This window comes from Myxococcus sp. CA056, from assembly GCF_013336715.1.
Classification (GTDB): domain Bacteria; phylum Myxococcota; class Myxococcia; order Myxococcales; family Myxococcaceae; genus Myxococcus; species Myxococcus llanfairpwllgwyngyllgogerychwyrndrobwllllantysiliogogogochensis.
In genome coordinates this window covers 1,636,734-1,661,721 of record NZ_JABUMT010000002.1, presented here as the reverse complement: position 1 = coordinate 1,661,721, position 24,988 = coordinate 1,636,734, and the positions used below count along the sequence as shown (strand labels likewise).

General features: G+C 67.8%; 25 protein-coding genes. 11 read left to right on the top strand and 14 right to left on the bottom strand.

Annotated features, from left to right (window positions below; all coding sequences use genetic code 11):
* Positions 1-49: 49 nt before the first annotated feature.
* Entirely contained in the window at positions 50-1,090 is a 1,041-nt protein-coding gene (locus HUA76_RS14240; protein ID WP_174457817.1) for a DNA adenine methylase, read from the top strand.
* Between the two features lie 9 nt (positions 1,091-1,099).
* Here HUA76_RS14240 and HUA76_RS14235 read toward each other — a convergent pair whose 3' ends face one another.
* The 4 genes from HUA76_RS14235 to HUA76_RS14220 all read right to left on the bottom strand — a co-directional run bounded on the left by HUA76_RS14235 (position 1,100) and on the right by HUA76_RS14220 (position 4,161).
* Entirely contained in the window at positions 1,100-1,780 is a 681-nt protein-coding gene (locus HUA76_RS14235) for a MotA/TolQ/ExbB proton channel family protein (RefSeq protein ID WP_174461133.1), read from the bottom strand.
* A gap of 149 nt (positions 1,781-1,929) precedes the next feature.
* Entirely contained in the window at positions 1,930-2,472 is a 543-nt protein-coding gene (locus HUA76_RS14230; protein ID WP_174457819.1) for a DsbA family protein, read from the bottom strand.
* Entirely contained in the window at positions 2,469-3,032 is a 564-nt protein-coding gene (locus HUA76_RS14225) for a redoxin domain-containing protein (protein WP_174461132.1), read from the bottom strand. Before HUA76_RS14225 ends, HUA76_RS14230 begins: the two co-directional genes overlap by 4 nt.
* Before the next feature lie 115 nt (positions 3,033-3,147).
* Entirely contained in the window at positions 3,148-4,161 is a 1,014-nt protein-coding gene (locus tag HUA76_RS14220; RefSeq protein ID WP_254614163.1) for a hypothetical protein, read from the bottom strand.
* Between the two features lie 376 nt (positions 4,162-4,537).
* Here HUA76_RS14220 and HUA76_RS14215 point away from each other — a divergent pair, with 376 nt between their 5' ends.
* Complete coding sequence (locus HUA76_RS14215; RefSeq protein ID WP_141640813.1) at positions 4,538-5,443, top strand: RluA family pseudouridine synthase; 906 nt, start codon at positions 4,538-4,540, stop codon at positions 5,441-5,443.
* Positions 5,444-5,646: 203 nt separating this feature from the next.
* Here the strand turns inward: HUA76_RS14215 and HUA76_RS14210 are convergent, their stop codons facing one another.
* From HUA76_RS14210 to HUA76_RS14200, 3 genes are all read right to left on the bottom strand, one after another.
* Positions 5,647-6,399, bottom strand: coding sequence for a class I SAM-dependent methyltransferase (locus HUA76_RS14210; protein ID WP_174461130.1), 753 nt, complete (start codon positions 6,397-6,399; stop codon positions 5,647-5,649).
* A gap of 108 nt (positions 6,400-6,507) precedes the next feature.
* Positions 6,508-7,398: an MBL fold metallo-hydrolase gene (locus HUA76_RS14205; RefSeq protein ID WP_174461129.1), complete on the bottom strand. Its 891-nt coding sequence runs from the start codon at positions 7,396-7,398 to the stop codon at positions 6,508-6,510.
* Positions 7,395-7,760, bottom strand: a complete 366-nt coding sequence (locus HUA76_RS14200; protein ID WP_246136956.1) for a cupin domain-containing protein — start codon at positions 7,758-7,760, stop codon at positions 7,395-7,397. The genes HUA76_RS14205 and HUA76_RS14200 overlap by 4 nt, the downstream gene beginning before the upstream one ends.
* Positions 7,761-7,870: 110 nt before the next feature.
* Here HUA76_RS14200 and HUA76_RS14195 point away from each other — a divergent pair, with 110 nt between their 5' ends.
* The gene (locus tag HUA76_RS14195; protein WP_254614162.1) at positions 7,871-8,818 is read left to right on the top strand and encodes a LysR substrate-binding domain-containing protein; all 948 of its coding nucleotides are present in this window, start codon (positions 7,871-7,873) and stop codon (positions 8,816-8,818) included.
* Positions 8,819-8,861: 43 nt separating this feature from the next.
* Here the strand turns inward: HUA76_RS14195 and HUA76_RS14190 are convergent, their stop codons facing one another.
* Positions 8,862-9,446: a hypothetical protein gene (locus HUA76_RS14190; RefSeq protein WP_174457826.1), complete on the bottom strand. Its 585-nt coding sequence runs from the start codon at positions 9,444-9,446 to the stop codon at positions 8,862-8,864.
* Between the two features lie 120 nt (positions 9,447-9,566).
* On the opposite strand from HUA76_RS14190, the gene HUA76_RS14185 reads away from it, so the two are divergent.
* Positions 9,567-11,669 (top strand): WD40 repeat domain-containing protein, encoded by a 2,103-nt coding sequence (locus HUA76_RS14185; protein WP_174461127.1) that lies wholly within the window; start codon positions 9,567-9,569, stop codon positions 11,667-11,669.
* Between the two features lie 94 nt (positions 11,670-11,763).
* Here the strand turns inward: HUA76_RS14185 and HUA76_RS14180 are convergent, their stop codons facing one another.
* Together HUA76_RS14180 and HUA76_RS14175 are read right to left on the bottom strand one after the other, a co-directional pair.
* Positions 11,764-12,399 carry a TetR/AcrR family transcriptional regulator gene (locus HUA76_RS14180; RefSeq protein WP_174461126.1) on the bottom strand — a complete coding sequence of 212 codons (636 nt, stop codon included), beginning with the start codon at positions 12,397-12,399 and terminating at the stop codon, positions 11,764-11,766.
* 20 nt (positions 12,400-12,419) lie between these two features.
* On the bottom strand, positions 12,420-13,160 hold the full coding sequence (locus tag HUA76_RS14175) for a 3-oxoacyl-ACP reductase family protein (RefSeq protein ID WP_174461125.1): 741 nt from the start codon (positions 13,158-13,160) through the stop codon (positions 12,420-12,422).
* A gap of 380 nt (positions 13,161-13,540) precedes the next feature.
* On the opposite strand from HUA76_RS14175, the gene HUA76_RS14170 reads away from it, so the two are divergent.
* Entirely contained in the window at positions 13,541-14,449 is a 909-nt protein-coding gene (locus HUA76_RS14170) for an AraC family transcriptional regulator (protein ID WP_174457830.1), read from the top strand.
* 101 nt (positions 14,450-14,550) lie between these two features.
* Here HUA76_RS14170 and HUA76_RS14165 read toward each other — a convergent pair whose 3' ends face one another.
* Complete coding sequence (locus HUA76_RS14165) at positions 14,551-15,267, bottom strand: alpha/beta hydrolase (RefSeq protein ID WP_174461124.1); 717 nt, start codon at positions 15,265-15,267, stop codon at positions 14,551-14,553.
* A 276-nt stretch (positions 15,268-15,543) separates the two neighbouring features.
* Between HUA76_RS14165 and HUA76_RS14160 the strand changes: the two genes are divergently transcribed.
* The 5 genes from HUA76_RS14160 to HUA76_RS14140 all read left to right on the top strand — a co-directional run bounded on the left by HUA76_RS14160 (position 15,544) and on the right by HUA76_RS14140 (position 18,718).
* Positions 15,544-15,831, top strand: coding sequence for an autorepressor SdpR family transcription factor (locus HUA76_RS14160; protein WP_141640803.1), 288 nt, complete (start codon positions 15,544-15,546; stop codon positions 15,829-15,831).
* Positions 15,828-16,511, top strand: coding sequence for an SdpI family protein (locus HUA76_RS14155; RefSeq protein ID WP_174461123.1), 684 nt, complete (start codon positions 15,828-15,830; stop codon positions 16,509-16,511). Before HUA76_RS14160 ends, HUA76_RS14155 begins: the two co-directional genes overlap by 4 nt.
* A gap of 13 nt (positions 16,512-16,524) precedes the next feature.
* Positions 16,525-17,565 (top strand): S9 family peptidase, encoded by a 1,041-nt coding sequence (locus HUA76_RS14150; protein ID WP_254614161.1) that lies wholly within the window; start codon positions 16,525-16,527, stop codon positions 17,563-17,565.
* 164 nt (positions 17,566-17,729) lie between these two features.
* Entirely contained in the window at positions 17,730-17,996 is a 267-nt protein-coding gene (locus HUA76_RS14145) for a hypothetical protein (RefSeq protein ID WP_246136953.1), read from the top strand.
* Between the two features lie 74 nt (positions 17,997-18,070).
* On the top strand, positions 18,071-18,718 hold the full coding sequence (locus HUA76_RS14140) for a hypothetical protein (protein WP_174461121.1): 648 nt from the start codon (positions 18,071-18,073) through the stop codon (positions 18,716-18,718).
* Between the two features lie 43 nt (positions 18,719-18,761).
* Here HUA76_RS14140 and HUA76_RS14135 read toward each other — a convergent pair whose 3' ends face one another.
* The 3 genes from HUA76_RS14135 to HUA76_RS14125 form a co-directional block, all read right to left on the bottom strand.
* The gene (locus HUA76_RS14135) at positions 18,762-18,959 is read right to left on the bottom strand and encodes a hypothetical protein (protein WP_141640799.1); all 198 of its coding nucleotides are present in this window, start codon (positions 18,957-18,959) and stop codon (positions 18,762-18,764) included.
* Positions 18,960-19,354: 395 nt separating this feature from the next.
* Positions 19,355-21,433, bottom strand: coding sequence for a sodium-translocating pyrophosphatase (locus HUA76_RS14130; protein WP_174461120.1), 2,079 nt, complete (start codon positions 21,431-21,433; stop codon positions 19,355-19,357).
* A gap of 587 nt (positions 21,434-22,020) precedes the next feature.
* Positions 22,021-24,270 (bottom strand): S41 family peptidase, encoded by a 2,250-nt coding sequence (locus HUA76_RS14125; protein WP_174461119.1) that lies wholly within the window; start codon positions 24,268-24,270, stop codon positions 22,021-22,023.
* Between the two features lie 184 nt (positions 24,271-24,454).
* Here HUA76_RS14125 and HUA76_RS14120 point away from each other — a divergent pair, with 184 nt between their 5' ends.
* Entirely contained in the window at positions 24,455-24,967 is a 513-nt protein-coding gene (locus HUA76_RS14120; RefSeq protein ID WP_174461118.1) for a hypothetical protein, read from the top strand.
* Positions 24,968-24,988 lie beyond the last annotated feature (21 nt).

Sequence of the window (24,988 nt, the reverse complement as noted above, 5' to 3'; positions counted from 1 at the left end):
CGTCGCGGAGGTTGACCGGCGCCGAGGGCCTCGTCTACGTGAGCAGCCCGTGAGCCCCCCGCCCTCCATCGAGCGCTTCCCCGCGACCCGGTATCAGGGCAGCAAGCTCAAGGTCCTCGGGTGGCTCTGGGAGCAGCTCCAGTCCCTGGAGTTCGACTCCGTCGTCGACCTCTTCGGCGGCACGGGCTCGGTGTCCTATCTCTTCAAGGTGCAAGGCAAGCAGGTCCACTACAACGACTGCCTTCGCTCCAACCACCTCATCGGCAAGGCGCTCATCGAGAACCCCTCGACGCGCTTCGAGCGCGACGACGTGTCAGCACTGCTCGCCCGGCGGCAGCGGACCTATGGAGACTTCATCGCGCGGACCTTCGGTGGAATCTACTACCCGGACGACGAGAACCAGCTCCTCGACGTCCTGGCGCAGAACCTGGCCGAGCTGCCGGGTGATTACAAACAAGCCCTCGCGTACCACGCGGTGTTCCAGGCCTGCATCGCCAAGCGCCCCTACAACCTCTTCCACCGCGCCAATCTCTACATGCGAGAGGCGAGCGTCGAGCGCTCCTTCGGGAACAAGGCGACGTGGGACAGGCCCTTCGCGGACCACATCGCCAAGGCCGCCTCCGCCGCGAGTGACGCCATCTTCGACAACGGCCGGGCGAACGTCGCGACGTGTGGGGACGCGGTGCGGCTCGAAGCCCAAGCAGACCTGGCGTACCTCGACCCGCCATACATCTCGGCCAAGGGTGTTGGCGTCGACTACCTGGGCTTCTATCACTTCATGGAGGGATTGACGGAGTACAGCAATTGGCCGGAGCGGTTCGATGCCCGCTACAAACACAAACCCTACCGGCGGGTGGAGACGCCGTGGGCCAGCCCGGCGCGAATCGCGTCGGCCTTCGAGGCGGTGTTCGAGCGGTGGCGGGACAGCATCCTCGTCGTGTCCTATCGCTCGGATGGAGTCCCCTCGGTGGAGGAGTTGAAGCGGATGCTCCAGCGTCACAAGCGCAAGGTCACCGTGAGAGCGCGGGACTACCAGTACGCGCTCTCCACGAACCAGACGAGCCGCGAGGTGCTGCTCATCGCCGAGTAGGTGAGGGAATCACACCACGGCGGAGCGCGCGCGCTTGAGGGCCCGCGCCGCGGCGTCGAGGAACTCGTTGCTGGCCTCGGCGAGGTCCACGGCGCGGGCATCCACCCAGCCTTGCAAGGAGTTGTAGCCCATCACCGCGGGGATGGCGACGAGCAGCCCGAAGGCGGTGGTGACCAACGCCTCGGAGATGCCTGTCGAGATGGTGCCAATGCCGCCCGCCCCTGCCTCGCCCATCTGCTGGAACGCGGTGACGATGCCCATGGTGGTGCCGAGCAGGCCCACGAAGGGGGCGGTGGAGGCCACGGTGGCCAGATGGCCCAGGCCGCGCTTGAGACTCTGCACCTCGCGCTGAGCCTGACGCTCCAGGCTGCGCGCCACCGACTCCATCACCTCGTCACGACTGTCATCGGAGGAGATGCGGTACGCGGTCAGCCCCGCGCGGATGGTCCGGCCGAGGTAGCCCACGTCCGCGCCCAGCTTCGCGTGGGACGCGGTCTCGAAGTCCCCTTGAGAGAGCAACGTGGCCATCTCCGAGGCGAACCTGCGGGAGTGTCGACGGGACGCACGGAAGACCAGCGAGCGCTCGGCGAGGATGACCAATGACAGCACCGACATGATGCCCATCGCGATGACGATGCCCTGCGCGAAGAGGCCCATGTGGCCCCACAGCCCCGAGAGGGTGAATTGCATGGCGGATCCGGGACGCGCCTCCTCGCGCGTGGGGCCACGAAGGCCCCTGGGTGAGAGCACCCAACCGCCACGGTACGCAGCCACTCGCCCACGAGGGTGTGTTCGCCTCCATCAGACGGTCATCATTCAGTCATGGGCGACGCGTGGGCTCAGAAGTAGCTGGGCGACTCGATACCTCCGCCCTGAAGGACGGTGATGAGCGAGGAGGCGCTGAAGTCACCTTGGTAGCGCGCGCCGTTGATGAAGAAGCCCGGGGTGCCGCTGACTCCGCTGCGCACCCCGCCCATGAAGTCGCGACGGATGCGCTCCAGGTAGCGGTGCTCGGAGACTTCGCGGGTGAAGCGCTCCATGTCCAATCCCAGCTTCTGGGCATAGGCCAGCAGCGACTCTGGGTCGAGCGCCTGCTGGTTCTCGTAGAGCATGCCGTGCATCTCCCAGAATTTGCCCTGGGCATCGGCGGCCTCCGCGGCTTCGGCGGCCTGGAGCGCGTAGGGGTGCGCCTGGGTGAGGGGGAAGTGGCGGAAGACGTAGCGCAGCTGGTCGCCCATCGAGGCCAGCACCTTGTTCACTTCCTCGTAGGCCTGTCCGCAGAAGGGACACTGGAAGTCGCCGTACTCCACCAGGATGACGGGAGCGTCGACAGGTCCGAGGATGTGGTCATGGGAACCCACGGGAGTGCGCAGTCTGCTCATGGCCGTGCCTCCTGCTCGGTCTTCTCCTCGCGCTGATTCAGGGACGGACCTCCTTCATCTTCGGCGGCGCCCTGCCCTGCGAGGCGCTCCAGTGCGTCCAGCACGCCGTCGGCACCAGGGTTGACCGCCACGGGCGAGACGTAGCTCCAGAAAATCTTGCCCTCGGCGTCGATGACGAAGAGCGCGCGTTCGGAGATACCGTCCTCTTCCCGGTAGGCATGGTAGGCGCGCGAAATCTCCCCCTTCGGGTGGAAGTCGGAGGCCAGCACCATGTGGAGGTTGCGCGCGCGGGCGAAGGCCAGATGGCACCACACGCCGTCACACGAGATGGCGACCACCTTCGCGCCCAAGCGCTCGAACTCGGGCATCAGCTCGTTGAAGAGTGCCAGCTCATCGCTGCACACCGGGCTCCAGTCGGCTGGGTAGAACACCAGCACCAGCGGGGCCCCTCGGAACTCCTCGAGCGAGACCTTCTGGTCCGGAGTCACCGGAGCACGGATGGGCGGCGCGAGCGTGCCGAGAGGCAAGGGCGCGTTCGACTGTCTGGCGGAAAAGGCCATGAAATCCTCCTCGCGCAAAGCTGGGCCGTGGGGCCGCTGGCTGCACCGAGGGGCTCGGCACTCCACCGTCAGCGTGGCTGCTCTCGCGCCACTGCCACGCTGACCGTTCCAACGACTACCAGAGGAGGCTGCGCAACGTGGCGCCGTCCTCCACCCGCACCCACGGCTGGACCACCTGCGCCAGCGAGGGAAAGGGCCGTCCCGGGTCGGCGACGAAGAGCATGCCCGGGGAGGCGCCTACCAGCGTCTCCTGTCCGCGCCCGTCGCCATCGGAGAAGACCACCGTGAACTGGGCCGTGGCCCTTGTCGGGTCGTAATTATCGAGCTTCGCGGGCGTCGGCATGAACCAGGCCAGGGGCACCTCCACCTCCACGGCCTCCGGGGCGGTCCACCGAATCGTCGGCGGTGGCGTGTCCTTCTTCCTGGGAGGCTTGAACCAGGTGGCCACGGGCGCCCCCTGTTTGTTGCGCGCGACCCCGAGTTCCACCTGCTGGTCCCTCATGAACCTGGTGGTGCCCCACTCCATCCATCGCAGCTCGAGGTGGTCCGCGGCGAGGATGGCCTTGGGACTCGCATCCGCGGCGACCACTGTCTTGTCATCCCTCAGCCGGACACTGACCACCATCAGGTCGCCCCGACGACGCAGGCTCACCGTCAGGTCCGCATCCTCGGGCCCCTTCCAGTTCTCCGGGCCCCAGGTGACCTGTCCCGGAGAAGGAAGCACCGTGGACTCCAGGTCCGACACCACCCGAGCCGAACCCTCCCACTTGGACTCATTCCCTTCGGAGTCCGGGTCCTCGGGGTCCGGGGGTGTGTAGTGGAACGTGGCGGCGCTCTGGGCCAGCAAATCCATGCGCCTCAAGCTGAAGCGTGGATTCACGTTGCTCGCCACGAGCATCGGGCCCTTCCGGTCGAAGCGCAGCGTCACCGATGACGAGGTCCCCGCGCCGGCACGTTGCAGGAGCAGGGTCGGCAAGCCCGAGCCGGAGGCGGTCGAGGTGGGCGACGGACAGCCCAGAGGCTCGTCCACTCCCGCGCCTCCGCTCATCGCGAAGCGCTCACCACTGGCCAGTCCCACCAGCGTGACGGGAAGTCCGTCCCAGGCTTTCGGACGGTCGACTGACGCCATGGGAAAGCAGACCACCTCGTCCTCGCGACCATCACCGTCGAGGTCCACCTGGTACCGCTCAGTGATATTCGGCGCCTCCTCCTTTACGCGCGCGTCGAACCAGCTCGCGAAGGAGACAGGTGCAGGCGCCGGTTTCGCTGGGGCGGCAGGTACGGAATGCAGGGCGACGACCAAGGGCAGCCAGGGGGCGAAGGCCATGGCTGTCTACTGAACCCTGGATGCAACAGTCTCGCAAGGACAGCCTTCAGGGAGCGCCAGCTCCACGTCCCAGGGGAGCCATGTGTCACCCCCTTGTGGGCGGTGAGCAAGACGCGGAGTACGGCGGCGGGAAGCGGAGTGTCTCCCACCACGAGGGCACGCGGTGTAGGGTGCGCGAGTGCTGCTCAACGATGGCTATGTGTACCGCGAGAAGCTCGGGAGCCGACCGGGCAGCAGCGCGCTCGCCCACCTGACGGACAAGTATCGTCACTCCTCGGAGGAGGAGTGGCGGGCGCGCTTCGCGCGGGGCGAGGTGCGACTCGACGACGTCATCGCCGACGGCTCGGAGTCACTGAGGCCGGGGCAGCTACTCTGCTGGCACCGCCCACCCTGGGAAGAGGCGGACACTCCGCGGTCCTTCGAGCTCGTGTACGAGGACGCGGAGCTGGTCGTCGTGGTGAAGCCGAGCGGACTGCCGACCCTGCCCTCGGGAGGCTTCCTCAAGAACACCCTGCTCTCCTTCGTCCAGGCGCGATGGCCCGAGGCGGTTCCCATGCACCGGCTGGGACGCGCGACGTCGGGCCTCGTGCTCTTCACCCGCACCCGCGACGCCGCCGCGCGCCTGGCGAGCGATTGGCGCGAAGGCCGCGTACACAAGCGCTACCGCGCACTCGCCCAGGGAATCGCGACCCAGGAGACGTACGACATCCGCGCGCCCATCGGACTGGTGCCCCACCCGCTGCTGGGCGAGGTGCATGGAGCCACTGCACGGGGAAAGCCCTCACACAGCACGGCCCGCGTGCTGGAGCGGCGCACCGAGCACACCCTCTTCGAGGTGGACATCCACACGGGGCGCTCCGAGCAGATCCGCATCCACCTCGCCTTCATCGGCCACCCGCTCGTGGGGGACCCGCTCTTCGCCGTGGGGGGCCTGCCGTTGGCGGAGCACCCGGGCCTGCCCGGAGACGGCGGCTACCTGCTGCACGCGGAGTCGCTCACCTTCCAGCATCCACGCTCGGGCGAGCAGGTTCAGCTTCAGGCGCCGCTCCCGCTCGAACTCCACGCCCAAGGATCCTCGCGGTAACGCCGAGCAACTCCCCATCCAGCGGTCGAACCGCTCGTGCGCGCCGGCCACCGGTTGCCACGCAATGGGATGTTCGACCGTGAGGCACGGACAGGCCTCTGGCCCATCACCCAGGCGGGCCGCGTCCGCACGCAAGGGCCTGTTCGACCGTGAGGCACGGACAGGAGGTCATCGGCCGGGATGCCGCGGGCGGGCGGCCTGCGTCAGGTACCGGTCTTCTGGCTCAGGTCCAGGTCCGCGAACCGCCACAGCCCCATGTGGCGGCCCTTGTGAGCGTCCTCCACCAGGTGGATGGGATCCGGAAAATGGAACGGCGCCAGCCGCAGGTTCACCGGCCGCCACAGGCCAGTGACGATGTCCTCGTTGCGGCTCAAGCCCACATGGGTCGTCGCGAGCAGATGCTCGGTGCCGCTGCGCCGGAGGTTGGCCAGCGCCCGGAAGATGTTCCGATACGACAGGTGGATGAACAGGTCCCTCACCATGACCAGTCCCACCTTCGGCAGGTCATCCTGGATGAGGTCTCGGACGATGAACTGGCGGCGCTCGCTTCCATGTCGCTGCTGGTTGAGCGCGATGAGGTCCGGGACGATGTCCGCGCCGATGTACTGCTCCAGGTCCAGCTCCACGTGCTGCATCCAGTTGAAGTCGCCGCAGGGCACGTCCAGCATCGTCCTTGCCTGGGCCTTGCGGAGCACCTCCGGCAACTCGCGGCGGATGGACTCCGTCGCCTTCAGCGTGGAGCCCGGCCCCGAGCGCGACTCCGAATCCAGCCAGAAGTTGTGCTGGTAGATGCGCGAGAACCAGAGCTGCCGGTACTTCTGCTCCAGCGCCCCGAACTGGGGAACGTGCTCGTTGAGCCGCGTCCGCGCCGACGACACGGCCTCGTTGAGGTACGACTTCATCGTCGACCACACCACGGCACGCCGAGGGCTCTTGGGCGAGGAAGAGGAATCCATGGTGCGAGGGGCCTTTCGCTGACGCGGAGAGAGTGAAACATTGTATGCGAAGCTTCACTCTCCGTGCCACACCCCGCCATTCCCCTCCCGGCCTCCGCGCGCGGGGACTCAGCCCCGAGCCTGCCAGGTCAGCCACTCCCCCGGACGCGCCAGCTCCACGTTCACCTTCCTCTTACGCGCCGTGGCCAGGAGCAGCGCTTCCGCGCCCGGAACCTCCTGATAGTCCTCGGAGGACGTGACGCCGTAGTGAATGGGCACGAGGAGCTTTGCTCCCAGCACGACAGCCGCGGCGACCGCCTGCTCCGGGGTCAGGACGCCATGCACGTCGCTGACGGGCTTGCGCCAGCCGAAGCGCGCCCCGTTGATGGGCAGGAACGCCGCGTCGAAGGGGCCGAACTGACGTCCGATGTGCCACCAGGACCCGTGCCACAGCGTGTCACCGCAGTGGATGATGCGGCGGCCTCCGCCGGAGACGATCCACGACACCTGGGTGTCTCCGTAGCCGTCCTCGGCGGGAACGGCGGTGGCGGTGAAGTCATTGAGCAGGACCGGCTCGTAGAGCGGAGCGGGCCGCACGCGGAAGCCCGACGCGGCGGCGGTCACGGCCATGTCCGGGGGGCACACCAGCGTGCCGGTGTCGCCCAGCGCCTGACGGACGGCCATCCGGTCGAAGTGGTCGGGATGGCGATGCGTCACCAGCACGTAGCGCCCGCCGTCACCCGCGTCCATCGGGACGAGCGGATCCTTCAGCGCGGCCCCCCACACGGTGGAGTCGACCAATGGGTCCAGGAACAGCGTGTCCTGACCGAGCCGCAATCGCACTCCGGCCCAGGCCAGCCGCTGGGCGCGCAGCGTCGCGGTGTCGACAGGTTTCGTCGCGCGTCCCACGCCAGGGGATGACAGGACCGCGCCCGCGGAGAGCACGGCCGCCGCACGCAGGAAGTCCCGGCGGCCCGTCCGCGCGGGCCGAACCAGCAGGTCCCCGTTGTCGATGCTCATCGCGCCACCGAGGAGGCCACGAGATTGATGCCGAAGAGGCGCACGCCGGTCTCGGTGCGCGGCTGGTGATGGCTCGCGGGTGGGAAGAACAGGTAGGTGCCTGGGCCCAGGCGCTGCTCTCCCTCGATGAGCTCACCGCTCACCACGAAGACCTCCTCGCCGGTGTCGTGGACGTCCACGGAGGGCCACTGAGCTCCGGGAGCCATGTCCACGACCCAGACCCTCACGTCACGTGTGCTTGGCAGGTCCCTGCGCAGGCAGCCAGGGCCGACGATGACGGGCTCGATGTCGTCGATTCGCACGGACGACCAGGGGGATACGACAGGGCTCTGCGGGCTCGGGAAGCTGTCGGTGTGGGGCATCTGTCCGCCCTCCTTGCATGGGGACGCCAACGTTAAGGAGGCCGAGGCCATGAGCGCAGCGAAACGATTTCTCCATGATGCTGAATCGGGTTCATGTGAAACTGCCCGGCATGCTCGAGCTCCGTCACTTCAAGCTGATTGCCGCGGTCGCCGACACCGGGAGCCTGGCCGCGGCGAGCCGGCAGCTCCACCTCACGTCCTCGGCGCTGAGCCATCAGCTCCGCGATGCCGAGGAGCGCCTGGGCGTGCAGCTCTTCCAGCGCCGCCAGCGACGGCTGCTCCTGACCGGCTCGGGCGAGAAGCTGCTCGTCTCCGCGCGGCGCGTCTTGAGCGAGGTGGCCCAGGCCGAGGCCATCTGCCGCGCGCACCCGCAGGACGACCTGCTGCGGCTCAGCACGGGTTGCTACACGGTGTACGGCTGGCTGCCGCCCATCCTCGGGCGATGGCAGGCCGAGCACCCGCGCGTCGAGCTGCGCATCGTCCTGGAGGCCACGCGCCAGCCGCTGGGGGCGCTGCTGAATGGCGAGCTGGACCTCGCCTTGACGACGGACGTCCCTCGGCAGGCCCGCCTGGCGCAGACGGCGCTCTTCGAGGACGAGCTCATGCTGGTGGTCCCCGAGGGCCACGCGCTGGCGCGACGAGGGCACGTCACGGCGCGGGAACTGGTGTCGGAGAACCTGCTCACCTATGCCGCGCCTCGGGAGCAGCTCGACATCTTCACGCGCGTGTTCTGGCCCGAGGGCCTCGAGCCGCAGCGGGTCTCCCCCGTGCCCCTCACCGAGGCGCTGATTGAGCTGGTGCGTGGTGGCGTCGGCGTGACGGCGCTGCCCGAATGGATGCTGCCGGCCCAACGCAACGGGCTGCACACGGTCCGCCTCACCCCTCGCGGAATCCGCCGCCGATGGAGCGCCGTCACCCGCGCCTCCCGCCAGCGCTCCGCGCCGCTGACGTATTTCATCCAGCTCCTGAGCGAGCGCTTCTCCCTCCAGGGCAAGGCACGGCCACGGGCGGCGTCACGGAAGGGGATTCAGCCGAACATGGAAGGCCGCGCTCGATGAAATACCCAAGGATGGAAGGGTGCGGGACCTGCTCCCGACCGCTTCACCGCGGATAGGAGTCTCGAGCGCCTTGTTCGCGCGCCTGCTGCGCGTCCTTCCGCGCCTTCAGCTCGCGGTCGTACGCATCTCTCTGCTCTCGTTGCCGGAGAAGCACGGGCGGGTACTGCTCGAGGATGAGGGGCGCGAGCTGCTCCAGGGCGCCCTTGAGCGCGGGGAGCGCCACCCGGTCCTTGTCGACCAGGACCTCCCACGGCTCCGTCCTGGACTGACGGGCCATGTCGAAGGTGACGCCCTCCGTCCTCCGCTCGATGGGCACGTCGACACCGACGACCTCACTGGACTCGGCACACGAGAAGACCTTCACCGAATCCGAGGAGCCAAAGACCTGGCGACCGCCACGACGCGCGCCGTACTCAATCCTGCATGCGTCCAAGGGCTGCAGCTGTGACTGGATGGACGCCAGCTCCGCGAGGCCCCCGACATCTTCCGAGGTCCACGCGAAGTTCCGGCCGCCACGGAGAAGCATCATCGCGAGGCCCAGGACGACGAGCAGCCCCACTCCGGCGGCGATGAGGAGGGGGGACTTCGTGCGGCGGTTGTCCGGAGGCGGCATGGGCGGAGTGTGCATCAGGCCCGCACGCTAACGAAGCGCCATACCCAAGGCCACCGACGTCTGAGTGGCGTCGCTCTGGAAACGCGCGCTTGAAATCGTCTTCGCACGCCGGCTTCGCTACAAAGGAGCCCAGACATGAGCGGACCGAGCTGGCGACTGGTGATTCTGGCGTGGGTGCTCACCTCCTGTGCGGCTCGCCCCGCCCTCCGCCAGGCCGAGACCCTTCAACCCTCCCCGACCGAGCAGGACCTCCGCGCACGAGTGTATCTGTCGAAGGGGGACGCAGCCCTCGAGTCCCGGCAGTGGGGGCTCGCCGTGGGCTACTTCTCCGTGGCTCGGGCGACACAGGACTCCGCCGAGGCGCGATGGGGCTTGGGGTGGGCAACGGACCGGGCCTCGCGCCAGCTCTGGACGACGAAGACAGAGGGCTCCGTGCTCGCGGCGGCCTTCTCGCCGGACGGGAAGCTGCTGGCCTCGGCGGGCTTCGACGCCGTCATCCGTCTCTGGAACACGGCCAGCGGTGAGCCGGTGGCGGAGCTGAAGGGCCACGCGGCGGAGGTGCACGCCGTCGCGTTCTCTCCGGACGGCCGCCTGCTGGCCTCCGCCGGACGGCCGGGAGAGATTCGCCTCTGGGATGTTCGCAAGGGCCAGCAGGTGGCCGTCTTCCAGGGACACACCGATGTCGTGCGGGGACTGGCTTTCGCCCCCAGCGGGAACCAGCTCGCGTCATGCGGATTGGACAAGACCGTGCGCGTCTGGGACGTGGCGACAGGCACGGAGCAACTGCGTTTCGAGCACGACGCGTATGCCGTCGCCGTGGCCTTTTCGGGGGACGGCCGATGGCTGCTGTCGACGAGCATGGACAAGACCGCTCGCGTCTGGGACCTGGAGACCCGCGAGGCGATCCATCGCCTCTCCGGCCATGAGGAGATGGTGGTGTCGGCCGCCTTCTCCGCCGATGGAAGCCTCGCCATGTCGGCGGCCTCGGACCATTCCATCCGCTTCTGGAATCCCCGGTCCGGGCAGCTCGTCGACGTGTTGAGAATTCAGGCCGACATCTCGACGACAGCCATCGACCCTCTGTTCCGGCTCGTCGTCCAGGCAGGCTGGGATGGGCGCGTGCAGCTCTTCGATGCGCGCAGCGGCGAGCTGCTGGAGCGCCTGGATGCCCACCGCGCCGCCGTGGCGTGCATCGCCTTGTCACCGGATGGACGCACCTTCGCGTCCGGGGGAATGGATGGAGCGCTGCATGTCTGGGCCCGGCCCGCCTCACCCGCCGAGGTGATGCTTCGAGGTCACGAGGCCTGGGTGGAAGCACTGACCTTCACCCAGGAGCAGGAGCTCCTCACCGGGGCGGAGGACGGCGTGCGCCGCTGGAACCTCGCGGACAGGAGCGTCCCCGCATCACAAGCAGAGCGCACGGAGGCGGTGGTCTCACTCGCGTCGAGCCCGGACCGCCGGCTTCTCGCGGCGGGCACACTGACGGGACAGGTGCGCTTGCTCGAAGCCGCCACGGGCCGGCAGCTCCGTGAGCTGTCCACGGTGAAAGGCTCGGTGCGGGCGCTCGCCTTCAGTCCGGACGGGAAGGTCCTGGCCGTGGGTGATGAGCGGGACGTCTCCTTGTGGTCGGTGCCGGACGGCGTGCTGCTCGGGCGACTCGTCGGGCACACGGGGAAGCTCTGGGCCCTGGCCATCGACTCGACGGGGACGCGACTTGCCTCCGGAGGTGCGGACAAGGTCGTGCGTCTCTGGGACCTGGCGCGACGCCAGCCCCTGCGCCAGTGGGACGTCGGAGACCGCGTCCGCGCACTCGCCTTCACGCCGGGCGACAACCACCTGGTGACGGCGGGGATGAAGCAGCCCATCCGGCTCTGGAACGCCAGCGATGGCCTCCTGCTGAAGAGCATGGATGAGGGCGCCGTGGGCGTGCTGTCGCTGAGCGTGTCGCCCGATGGCAGGTTCCTGGCCTCCGGCGGCATGGACATGCGGGTGAAGGTCTGGAGCCTTCCCAGCGGGGACTTGCTGGGCAGCGTCCGGGGCCAACAGGGCTTTGTCTCGGCGGTGGCCTTCTCACCTGGGATGTCCGTGCTGGCCTCGGCGTCCTCCGACCGCACCCTCCGACTCCTCCACTTCGACACCCTGGCGCATCCTCCGACCGCGGGAGCACCCCTCTCGGAGACCCTGCTACGTCATGGGCTCATCTGGGACGAAGCGCGGCTCGTCATCCAGAACCGCTAAAGGCCCTCCGCTTCCGCCTCGGCACCCACGAGTCCGCGCGGATGAACTGCCCGAAGGGCAGAGAGTCGGCGGGGCCTGGCTCGTTGATGACAGCTCAACCGGCGACAGGTGGCCACGCGAGCATCGCGGCATCGATGATGGCGGTCAGCTTCTCGACGGAAGCACCATCGCGGGCCTGGATGGACAGTCCCTCCAGCACCGTGGTGTAGAACGCGGCGAGCTTCTCCACGGGAGCGGACGTGGGAAGCTCTCCGTTGGCGACTCCCCGCTGGAGCCGGCGCTTCAACGCGCGCTCACCGCTCAGGCGGTTCTCCGCGAGGAAGGTCCGCACCGCCTCGTTCTCCGGCGCACCCAACAGCGACGCCAGGACAATCATGCACCCGCGTGGCTTGTCGGCGGCCGTATAGGCCCGTGCATTGGCGCGCAGCATGTCCTCCACCGCCGCGCGCGCGGAGGTCGCTTCCTCCAGGCTGCGCGAGACATGGATGCCTTCGGTCCGGTCATAGAGTTCGACGGCTTCGCGGAAGAGCTCCTCCTTGCAGCCGAAGATGGAATAGAGGCTGGGCTTGTTGACGCCCATCGCCTCGACGAGGTCCTGGATGGACGTGCCTTCGTAGCCACGTGCCCAGAAGACACGCATGGCCTCGACGAGCGCCTCGTCGCGGTCGAACCCTCGGGGCCGCCCCATCACGGAGACGGGCTTCTGCTTCTTCGCCTTCTTCGTCGTCATCTGTCGCCTGCTGACGCGGGTCACGCGGTGAAGCCGCCATCCACCGCGATCGAAGCCCCCGTGATGAAGCGCCCACTCGGGCCCGCCAAATGTCCGACGGTGGCGGCGATGTCCTCGGGTCGAGCGAAGTGCTTGACCGCCATGAGCGCCAGCTCGGCCGAGACCTGGGGACCATCCGCCGGATTCATGTCCGTATCGGTCGACCCGGGGTCGACCACGTTCACGGTGATGCCTCGCTCGCCGACTTCCCGTGCCAGGCCCTTCGTGAGGCCCACGAGCGCGGACTTGCTCATCGCGTAGAGCGTGACGCCACCATAGGGAACGCGCTGAGCGAAGCACGAGCCGATGGAGATGATGCGGCCACCGTGGGTCATGTGGGCGAGCGCGGCTTGAGCGGCGACGAACACGCCTCGGACGTGGACCGCCAGGGTCCGGTCGATTTCCTCGAGGGAGACTCCTTCAAACGGTCCGGACGGGAAGATGCCGGCGTTGTTGACCAGGATGTCGAGGCGCCCCAGCTCCGACGCCGCGCGCTCCACGGCTTGCCGGACCGCGTGGGGGTCACCACTGTCCGCCTGGATGGCCACGCAGCGGCGGCCCTGCGCCGTGAGCTCATCCACCAGCGCGGCCGCCTTCTCCCCGGAGCTCGCATAGGTGAAGGCGACGTCCGCTCCGCCCCTCGCCAGATGCCGGACGATGGCGGCGCCGATTCCCCGCGTACCACCCGTCACCAATGCCGCCTTGCCACTGAACTCCGCCATGTCGGCCTCAACTTATGTACCGGTCGTTTAAAATATCTAGAGCCCGAGGTCTCCTTCGTCAACATTTTTTAACCGACCAGTTCATATGTGCGCATGGGCCGCCCCGCCCGCGCAGGAGGGTGACGTCACCCTCACGGACACCGGCCCCTTGCATGACGTGGACGGACTGCTTGGGCGGCCGGATGGACATGTGGCCTTGGCCTGGGAGGTATCCCGTTGATCGAGACGCGACATCTGACTTCAACGGCCTGCCGCCGTCAGAAGTTCTCCCCCACGGACGACGCCGTACTCCATCATTCCCGCATCGGAGCCAATCATCGTTTACGGAGAAATCGGCCATATGTAGGATGACCGATGGCTCTTGGTTCGCGGAGACTCGCATGACGGATTCGCGTTCGACTCGACGGGCTGAACTTCCCTTCACCGCGGCCTTTGGGGCGCAGCTCCAGTCCCGCGTGCTCCAGCGCTCAAACCTGGTCGCCGGCGAGTTCCGGTCCGACGCCCCCAACGAACTCATCACGGGCACGGTGCCGCGCGACGAAGCATACGTGCTCACACTGCATCTGCGAGAACGACCGCGAGGCGCCATGCGCGCGGAGAACCGCTGGATACAGCCTCAGAACTTCCACGCGGGGCATGCCGGCATCGTCGACCTGCGTTCGACACTGACCTCGGAGTATGTCGGGCCGTTTCACTACGTGAGCATCTATCTGAAGCGACAGGCACTCGGGGCGTATGCCGCGGACGCGGGTGCACAGACGCTCGATGATTTGCGTCACCAGCCGGGCGTCGGCTTCTCGGATCCCGTCGTACAACACCTGCTGCTCGCACTACGCCCTGCGTTGGCTGCTCCGGAGGAGGTCAGCACGCTCTACGCCGACCACGTGGCGCTCGCGCTCGTCACGCATCTGGCGAGCGGTTACGGCGCATTCCACGCAGCGCGCACGAACCTGCGAGGCGGCCTGAGTCCGGCGCACGCACGACGCGTCAAAGAACTCATTGATTCGCGCCTGGACGGTTCGGTTTCACTCGCTGAGCTCGCCCGTACGTGCGGGCTTTCCGAGCGGCATTTCTCCCGCGCCTTTCGCGAGACCACCGGCCAGCCGCCGCACCGCTGGCTCGTCGGGCGGCGACTGGAGAAGGCTCGACGATTGATTGAGGCTGCCACCCAGTCACTGAGCGAAATCGCCGTGGCCTGTGGATTTGCCAATCAGAGTCACTTCACGCGCACGTTCACGCGAGTGGTCGGAATGAGCCCGGGCGCCTGGCGACGCCAGCGCCTGCGCTGAGGCATCATCTCCCTGGCCTCAGGCGGCGCGCAGCCGCGGCGTTCATGTCCGCGACCGACTTCGGCTGCGAGACGTAGACGGCGTGGCTGCCGGCAACCTGGCTACTGGGCCTTGGCCGCGAGTGACCTGGCCGCATCGGAGATGATCGCGGCAACCTGCTTCGGTCGCGAGACATAGACCGCATGACTGGCGGCGACTTCTCTGACCGTCGCGCCGGCGCGCTTGGACATGTTGCGCTGGGCCGCCGGCGGGATCATCCGGTCATCCGACGCAACCAGGTACCAACTCGGCTTCGTCTTCCACGCGGGCTGCGAGATCTTCCCTCCCAGCGCCTCCACCCCCCAGGGCACCTGGGAATCGGCCATGAACGCAGCCGTGTCCGCATCGACGTCAGCCGCGAAGGACGCGCGGAACTTGGCGCGGTCGAGGAACAGGAAGCCGTCCTGCGGCGGCAGGATGGGCGGGACCGGCGCGTCGGGCGGGGGGTTGGCGATGAGCGACGAGACCGACTCACCCGCATCGGGTGCGAACGCGGAGATGTACACGAGCCCGACCACCTTCGGGTCGTTCCCTGCCTCGGTGACCACGACGCCGCCATAGGAGTGACCGACGAGCAGCACGGGGCCCGTCTGCGCGGCGATGGCGCGCTTCGTGACCGCGACGTCGTCGGCCAGGGACAGCGTGGGGTTCTGCACGACGGTGACGTTGTAGCCCTCCTTCTTCAGGAGCTTGTGGACGGACGCCCAGCCCGCGCCGTCGACGAATCCGCCATGAATCAAGATGATGCTGACTGCCATTGCAGCCGTAGGGGAAGCCATGGGTTCTCCTTGTCCGCTTGTGCGGATGGGGTTTGCGCTGCGGGGCACGACTTGCGTTGCGCACCGTGCGCCCCCAATAGGGGCGGGCATCCCATTGCACAAGCACCCGAGCCTTCCCCCCACGCGCTTCGTGACCGGATTCGCCAAGGCGCGGCAAGAACGTGAAAGGGGAGAGAGGCGGAATCACCCAGGGTACACACGCCCCCTCCCCTGCCCCCTTGACAGGATTCTCGAAGTCGTTATTTTGAAATCCATCAAACAATCAAAAAGGTAGCGATGCGGACGCAGGAAGTCTTCAAGGCGATTTCGGACCCGACCCGGCGCAAGGTGCTCAAGCTCCTGCAGGGCGGCTCGAAGAGCGCGGGGGAGCTCGCGGAGGCGTTCGACATCACGAAGGGGTCGTTGTCGCATCACTTCAACGTCCTCAAGGCCGCCGACCTGGTGCGCTGCGAGCGACGCGGACAACAAATCGTCTACTCCCTCAACACGACTGTGTTCGAGGACGTAGCGGCCCTGCTTCTCGACCTCTTCAAGGTCGACAAGCCGAATGGAGAAGAGCGATGAGAATCAGCCGCACGAACGTGCTGAGCCTGGGACTCGTCATCGCGTCGTTCGTGATGGCGGCGGTGCTCTACAGCCGACTCCCGGAAGCGATACCCACCCACTGGAATGCGCGAGGAGCCGTGGATGGCCACACGCCGAAACCGTGGGGGCCCTTCGTCCTGCCGTTGATGATGGCCGGCATCTATCTGTTGCTGGTGGTGCTCCCCCGGATTTCGCCCAAGGGCTACCGCATGGAGCGGTTTCAGGGTGTCTTCGAATTCGTCCTGGCGACGACGCTCGCGTTCCTGTTCCTGATGAATGCCTTGCTCCTGCTCGCGGGCATCGGGACCGCCGTACCCATGGAGCGAGTGGTTCCCGCGGCGACGGGTCTGCTCTTCGTGCTCCTGGGCAACGTCATGGGGAAGCTCACCAAGAACTTCTTCGTTGGCATCCGAACCCCCTGGACGCTGGCGAGCGACGAAGTCTGGCTTCGCACGCACCGCCTGGGCGGAAGACTCTTTGTCCTCGCGGGCATCGTCATCTTCGTCTCGGGGCTGCTGGGCGCCGGGCCGAACCCCGTGCTCGTGGCCGTTTCCATCGCCTGCATCATCCCTGTCATCTACTCGTACGTCCTCTATCGCCGCATCGAGGGGGGCAAAGGCAGGTCGACGAACAACGAAGGCCCACGACGTTTCGTGTGACGAGGAGAGCCACATGCTTCGCGCTGCCTGTCGCCCATCAGACGCCGCCCCTCATCGGGCGAAGATGCTTGGAGTCATCACCCTGGTCGCCGCGGCCTGTGCGAGTTCGCCGGAGCCTCGTGTGTCGGAGCCCGCCCCCGCGAAGGTCGTCGTGCAGCCCACGTCCGCCACGCCCGCCGTCAACGGCGCCGCGTTCCGGACCGAGGAAGTCTCCGTGGGACGAGCGCCGTTCCTGCTGAAGGGCACGTTGACGGTGCCGACCGGGAGCGGCCCATTCCCTGGCGTCGTCCTGGTCCACGGCTCCGGTCCCCATGACAGGGATGAGAGCATTGGCCCCAACAAGCCCTTCAAGGATATCGCCGAGGGGCTTTCGTCTCGCGGCATCGCCGTCCTGCGCTACGACAAGCGAACCTTTCAGTACGGCCCGCAGCTCACGAACTTCTCCATCGACGATGAGGTCGTCGTGGATGCAGTCGCGGCCGTGGGCGTCCTCAAGGCACGTCCGGAGATTCATCCCGAGCGGGTCTTCGTGGTGGGGCACAGCCTGGGCGCCCTCCTCGCTCCGGAAATCGCGGTCCTCGCGGCGCCCGTCGCGGGCGCGGTCCTGTTGGCACCTCCCGGACGTCCACCCTGGGACCTGGTGCTCGCACAACTGCGGTATCTCGAAGTGCCGGCCGAGAAGCTCGCCGAGTTCGAGCAGACCGTGGGCCTGCTGAAGGCAGGAAAGCTCGGCACCGGGACACTGCTGGGAGCGCCCGCCGCGTATTGGCAGGACTGGGCGTCACGCGACGGCGTCGCCATGGCCCGGAAGCTCCAGCGCCCCATCCTCATCATGCGAGGCGCACGGGACTACCAGGTCACCGACGAGGACCTGACGTCCTGGAGAAGTGGTCTCGAAAGCGTTGCCCAGGTCGAGGTGGTGACTGTTCCGGAGAACAATCACCTGTTCATCAAAGGCACCGGCAAACCCGGGCCCGCCGAATACGCGGTCCCAGGTCATGTGGACGAGCAGGTCGTCGAGAAGCTCGCGTCCTTTCTCCTCTCCAAGCCGTAGCGCCGGCTCCGTTCGACGTGCGCCCTCGGGAGCATGGTAGACAGAGGGGCATGGATGCGACGCACGCTCCGTGCCCCCTACATCCCGAGCGCCCCGCGGAGGGGACCTGCAGCCGCTGTGGCACCTTCCTGTGTGAAAGGTGCCGCAAGTGGCAGGTGGGACGGATGCTCTGCTCGCGCTGTCACACGGTGGCGTTGGGGGAGAAACCCTCTCAGCGCGCGACGCTGGCGCTCATCTTCGCCACCGTGGGCTTCATCGGCTTCGTGCCGGGACTCGTGGGGCTCGTGCTGGGCTACCAGGAGCTGGCGGCCATCCGGCGCGGCACCTCACCGGGCTCGGGCGAGGGCTGGGCCCTGCTCGCTCGCAACGTGGGCTGGTTCCACCTGACGGTGCTGCTCATCATCGGCCTGGGATGGATGGCGCGGAGCTGAGCTTTGCATCGCCCCGCTCCCGACGGCTAGCGTCGGCCTCTCGACCCGGTCCGGGTCAGAGATGAGGGCTTCACATGGGTGCGAAGAAGCTGGCGCTGGAGGAGGGCGGGCCGCAGCGACTGGAGCTGTCGTGGGGACTGGCCTGGAAGAAGTTCACGGTCATCCTCGATGGCAAGGTCGTGGGGACCACGGACGGCGGGTCGTCCGCGCTCAAGAAGGGCGTGAACTTCACGCTCCCGGACGGAAGCACCCTGAGCGTTCAAATCCAATCCGGGGTGTTCAACGTGGAGCTGGCGGTGCTGCGCAACGGGCTGCCCCTGCCCGGGTCCTCCACGGACCCCGAGCAGCGGATAAAGTCCGCCGCGTACATGCTCTACTTCCTGGCGGGCTTGAACACCCTGCTCGGCGTGGTCGCCATGGTGACGGAGAATGAGGAGCTGACAGCCCTGGGGATGGGCGTGGGCTCCCTCCTCTTCGGCGCGGTGACCGCGGTGTTCGGCTTCTTCACCTATCGCGGCACCCGCGCGGGCCCCATCCTCGCCATCCTCCTGTATCTCAGCGACACGGTCCTGACGGTGATGGACACCATCAACCAGGGCGGCAAACCCCAGGTCTTCGGCCTCATCATCCGCGCCTATATCGTCATCACGCTCGTCAAGGCGGTGCAGGCCGCGGGCGAGCTGAAGCGCCGTGGCGAGGCGGGCGTGTCGCTCCAGCCCTGACGCCCGAATCCCAGACGCCGACGCGCCTGGCGCGCGGTCGGCGTCAACGGACCACTTGCTCCCGCTGCATCAGGGGCGCGACCTGGCGCTGGATGGCCTGCAGTTGATGGAGCTTGTCCCTCAGCGAGTCGCGCAGCTCGCGCATGTCGGTGTGGATGACCTCGTCATGCAGGTCCTCGATGCTTTCAGCCAGACAGGCGTAGAGGAGATGAATCTGCTGCTGGGAGAGCTCCAGGACCATGGGACACCTCTCTGACAGCGGGACAGCGGTGGCACTCATCCCTCACACCCGAGGGAGCGGGTGCGAGCGCGTCAGGCTCGCGAGGGTCGCTGCTGCTGCCCCCCATGCCTGGTGCGCAGGCGGTCGCGAAACACCCCGAAAGGTAGCACGCGCGCACGCACCGCCCCGGTGCCCCGCATGGCGGAGTCCGCGAGGTGTTCGCTGTCTGACATTGGAGGAGCGAGCCGCTTGCGGGCTCACGCGTCCAGGAGGTGCGCAGGGCCAAGGGCCCGCGTCTTCCTCCCGTCGGAGCTTCCGAGGACCCACGCGGCCCCTGGAGGAGGCCGCGAGGTCCGTGCCACTGACCGCCGTGCGGCGGCGCCTCGGAACCGAGGCGCCGCGCCACATCACGCGGACTACCGGAGCGCGATGAGGGAGGCCACGAGCAGCGAGACGACGCTCATGACCTTGATGAGGATGGCAACGCCAGGACCCGAGGTGTCCTTGAACGGGTCGCCCACCATGTCGCCGACGACGGCGGCCTTGTGGACGTGCGAGCCCTTCGCGTGGCCCGGCAGCTTGCCCTTCTCGATGTACTTCTTGGCGTTGTCCCACGCGCCACCCGCGTTGGCCATGTAGAGGGCCATGGTGGCGCCGACGACGAGCGCACCGGCCAGGAGGCCCGCCAGGGCGCTGGGCCCCAGCACGTAGCCCACCAGCGGCGGGGCGACGACGGCGACGAGGCCCGGGAAGATCATCTCGCGCAGCGCGCTCTTGGTCGCGATGTCGACGATCTTCTTGGGGTCGGGGTCCGCCTTGAGCTCCATCAGGCCCGGAATCTCGCGGAACTGACGGCCAATCTCCTCGACGATGGCACCCGCCGCGCGACCGACGGCGAGCATCGTGGAGGCGCCCACCATGAACGGCAGGATGGAGCCGAGCAGCATGCCCACGATGACCTTCGGGTTGGTCAGCAACAGGCTCATCTCCGGCAGACCCGCCGCGACGCGCGTGTGGTTGACCTCCATGTTGAACGCCGAGAAGAGCGCGATGACGGTGAGCGTCGCCGAGCCGATGGCGAAGCCCTTGCCGATGGCCGCCGTGGTGTTGCCCACCGCGTCCAGCTCGTCGGTGATGGCGCGGACCTCGGGGCCCAGGCCGGACATCTCGGAGATGCCACCCGCGTTGTCGGAGATGGGGCCGTAGGCGTCCACCGTCATCACGACGGCGGTGCCACCCAGCATGCCCACCGCGGACAGCGCGATGCCGTACAGGCCGAGCGCCTGGTCGGCGATGTAGGCCACCAGCGCGATGGTGGCCATGGAGATGCCCACGCTCTCCATGCCGACGGCGAGGCCGCGGATGAGGTTGGTGCCGGCGCCGGTGATGGACGCCTCCGCGATGCGCTGCACGGGCGTGGAGGACGTGTAGTAGTCCGTGACGAGGCCGATGATGGCGCCGCCGAAGGCGCCCGCGGCCAGGGCCACCGTGATGTTCTGGGAGAGTCCGAACACGTTCATCATCACGAACGACAGGCCCACCAGGATGACAGGGGGCAGGATGAGGGCGCTGCGCAGCACCTGCGCGGGGTTCATCTTCTTGAGGGCGCGCGCGATGAAGATGCTCAGCAGGCTGACGATGAGGCCCACCGCGGACAGCACCAGCGGGAGCACCACGCCGGCCACCTTCGCGCCTCCCGTGGCCGAGGAGTCGACGACGAGGCGGGAGAGCTCCGTGGCGTTGGCCGTCAGGGCAATCGCCATGGCCGCGACGATGGCGGCCACCATGGACTCGTAGATGTCCGCGCCCATGCCGGCCACGTCGCCCACGTTGTCGCCCACGTTGTCGGCGATGACGCCGGGGTTGCGCGGGTCGTCCTCGGGGATGTTCTCGATGACCTTGCCGGCGATGTCGGAGCCGACGTCCGCGGCCTTGGTGTAGATGCCGCCGCCCACGCGCGCGAAGAGCGCGATGGAGCTGGCCCCCACGGCGAACGAGTGGAGGATGGGCGACAGCTGCGCGTGGCCCCTGAAGAAGTAGTAGACGCCGCCCATGCCAATCAGGCCCAGGCCGGCGACGGCGAGCCCCATCACCGCGCCGCCATCCAGGGCGACCAGGAGCGCGTTCGGCTTCGAGCCGGTGCGAGCGGCCTGCGCGGTGCGCACGTTCGCGAACGTCGCGGCCTTCATGCCGATGTAGCCCGCGAGCAGCGACAGGAACGCGCCCACCACGAAGCTCACGCTCGCGAGACCGCCGAGGGCCCAGCCGATGAACACCGCGATGACCGCGCAGTACACCGCGAGCACCTTGTACTCACGGACGAGGAACGCCATCGCGCCTTCGCGGATGTAGCCCGCGATGCGATTCATCGTCGCGTCGCCGTCGGGGAGTGCCTTGACCCGGAAGTAGAAGAACGCAGAGAAGAGCAGCCCCACGGCGCCGATGACACCCGGTGCGATTGCCCAGAAATTCGACTCGAGACTCGACAACTCCATCCAATCCTCCAGAGCAGTCCCCGGGGCTGATATCCCCCCTCTGGGGCGCTCGCGTGCCGCGCACGTTGCGAGCAGGCCCTATACGGGATTTCCACCGAACCTGGGAGCCTTCTGGGAGCGATCAGGGAGGCGGCCTGTCGAGGGAGGGCGCTGGTGCAGGGAGGCGAAGAAGGGCTCATGACGCCCGCTCTCACGCCTCCACGGGGAAGGGGCTTCACTCCGAGTCATTCTCGGCGAGCGCCTGGCCGGGGAGCGGGGAGCATCCGCTCCCAGTGTCACATCCCGGGAGGGAGCCAGGCCGCACGCACCCAGAGCGAAATCATGGTCTGTGTTTCACCCGTGGGGTGAATCCCGACTTCTTCGTCCGCGCCCGTTTCCCCGGGCGGAAGCGGTGCTCCGAGCCTGTATCAGGGCTCGCGGAGACGACGCCCGCCCGCCCTGGGAAGGGCGGATCGGCTGTCCATCTTCTTGGTGGATGTAGACATGTTTATCTCGAAATCTCTTATTCCAGAGAAGACGTGAACGCCACGCATGCGCCCCGGCCCTGGCGCATGCGTGGCGGCACCGACGAAGACGGGAGGCGCCGCTCAGCGACTCGAGGACGCGGGCTTGTTGGGGGGCTCCGCGCGCAGAATCTGGAGCGCGCGCTCCAGCAGCTCGTCACGACCCGCCTGGAGTCCCGCCACCGTCGGCCGAAGCTTCACGTCGGGCTCCAGGCCCTTGCGCTGCAGTTGCCGGCCGTCCCCGTGGAGCACTTGCTGGCCGGTGAAATAGAAGGAGATGTCTCCGGGCAGTATCGCCTCGGTGACGTCGCCATTGGTGCCCGCGGTGGCGCTGCCCACGAAGACGGTATCCGCCGCGGCCTCCAGCATCAGCCCGGTGTGCTCGGCCTGGCTGATGGTGCGCGAGTCGATCAACGTCACCGTGCGGCCCCGATACTTGGGGAGGTCCGTCTCCCGCAGCCAGTCGACGTACTTCACCCAACCGACGTTCTGGCCTCCCGAGTAGGGGCGCATGTACCAGGCGAAGGGACGTGAGCCCTTCACGTCGAAGTAGGGCCCGAGCGCCCACATCGTGCCGCGGGGATAGGCACGCAGGTCGAACACAATGCCGCGCGTGTCCTTGAGCTTCTCGAACATCGCGGGCACCTCCTGGACCTCCAGCTTCCCCAGGTCCACGAAGCCGAGGTTTCCTTCCAGCATCCGGTAGGACTCAGCCTTCGAGGGAGGCAGCTTCGCCCGAGGCGTGCGGATGAGCTTCGCCTGCTTGGGCCCCTGGGGGCCTCGCACGCCCAGGGCGGCGGTGGAGCCCGCCTCGCCCCCGAGCGCGATCAGCAGGGTCAGGTCCCTGTGGTAGCTGGCCACGGAGGCCGCCACGTAGGGGGCGACCCGGCGTGCCCGTGCGTCGATGGGCTCCCCGTCGACCGTCTCGATGATGTCGCCTATCGCGAGCCCCGACGCGGAGGCCGCATCGCGCACCTCCACCACCACCGCCTTGCCGTCGAGGTCCGTCACCCAGACCGGCGGGATGGTGCCGTAGAACCGCTGGAGCTCCGGGTGGCCTCGCACCATCGCATGGGCGTCCTGGAGCCAGGTGGTCGCCTCGGCCAACGCGAGCACGTACGCCTTCGCGTCCTTCGCCGCCTCCAGCTTCTCGAGCAGCCCTGGCAGGCGGCTCTCCCAGGGCCGGTCCATCAGCTCCGGGTAGGCGAAGAAGAAGCGCACCACCGTCCACAGCTTGGCCCCGGCCAGCAGCCGCATCTCACGCGAGGGATAGAGCGCGTCCTTGTAGGTCGGCTCCGGGCGCCAGGGGAGCGCGGGCCGAGGGAGCGCGGCCGAGGCCTTCGGCTTGGGAGGAGGGCGGGAGGCCAGCAGGAGCGCCTGGCGCATCCCTTCATCCGGGCCCTCCAGACGAACACGCGCGGGGCGACTCACATCCGCCTCCAGGGGCAGCACCGGCTCGTCCACGCTCAGCAGGACGTTGTAGCCCTCTCCCAGCGGCAAGGTGTCCTGGTTGTTCATGGCGCCGTCATCGAGTGGGCCTTCGGCGACCAGGAGCGCCTTGCCGCGAGCGCGCAGGGCCAGGACGGGCTGGTCGATGGCGGAGTCCGTGTCGACCAGGAAGACGAGCAGCGCGGGCTTCTTGCCCGGAGTGCCCGTGACGACATCGTCCATGGGCACCCTGAACTCACTGCGGTAGAAGCCCTCCATGCCACCCTGTGGCCGCAGGCCACTGTGGCGAAGGTCGCGCAGACCGGGAACCCGCAGCTCGCCGTCGACGAGGTGGGGCAACAACGACGCCACCATCCAGGCGAGGCCGTAGCGTTTGAGACCGCGCATGCGCAAGTCCAACACTACCGCGCGAGCCTTCGCCGCGTCCGCATCCAGCGTCGTCCTCAACTCCTGCAACGACGCGGGGCCCTGCTCTCCCAGGAGGTTGCGCAGGTCGAGCACGAGGACGTCCTTCTCCCAGCTCTTGAGCGCGCGCAGCGTGGGGGGCTGGCCCGCGTCAGGGCGCTTCTCGGACTCCACTCGCGTGGCCCCGTCTCCCAGGGTCGCGAGCATGCCCTGGACCGCGGCGGCATAGGCCGCCGAGTCCCCCGCCGCCTCCACCTTGGGCAGCGCGGAGAGGAACGCGGCATCCCACTCGGCGGGCATGGAGAAGGCCCTGGGGTGGCGGAACCGGACGTCGCCCCACAGCTTCACCAATCGCACCCGACGTTCGGCCCGGAGCGTCTCCGGCGACACCGTGACGTTAGCCTGCGCCAGGGCATTCCCCGTGACGAACAGGGCTCCCAGGCTCAACACCGACATCCATCGCAGCCAAGCGCGCTTCATCGTGCCAACCCCCATGTCGCATGGAGCCTGCGAGAGTAGCCCAGTTTCAAGAAGCCTTCGAAGGGATGGCGGCGGCACTTCGACTCCGCAATGGAGTTGGCGGGGAGCCCTGGCCCAACACATCACAAACATCATCGCCATTGAGGTCGTGCGACGCTGACACGGTCAGGGTTAGGCTGGGCGAATGCGCACCGCTCTCCTCGCCCTCCTCCTGTCTTCCATGGCCGCCACCGCGTGTTCCGCCGCGGGGCGCTCCACCCCTCCCACTCCGGAGGACTTCTTCCGCCGCCCGGACCGGGTGCAGATCTTCCTCGCGGACAATGACCAGACATGGGACATGGGGCCCGCACGCGACGACACCACTCCTCGCAGCGGCTTCTTCCTCCTCCCCAAGGAGGGTCCCGAGCTGAGTTCGAAGCAACGCCGGACACTGGCGGACCTCTGGGTCTCCGCCAAGGACCCCGCGTCCTATCCTCCGAGGAAGTGTGGGTTCAACCCGGACATCGCCTTCCGCTTCTGGATTGGCAAGACGTGGGTGGACGCGGTGGTCTGCTTCACGTGTCGGGAGATCGCCTTCCATGACGCGAGCGGCAAACCCATCCCCGCCGCCACGGCAGGCTTCCTCGACGGCTTCCCGGTGATGCAGGAACTCGCGAAGCAGGCGTTTCCCGAGGGAGGCTTCAACCCGGGGTTCTGAACGGCGGCAGTGGACGTGGAG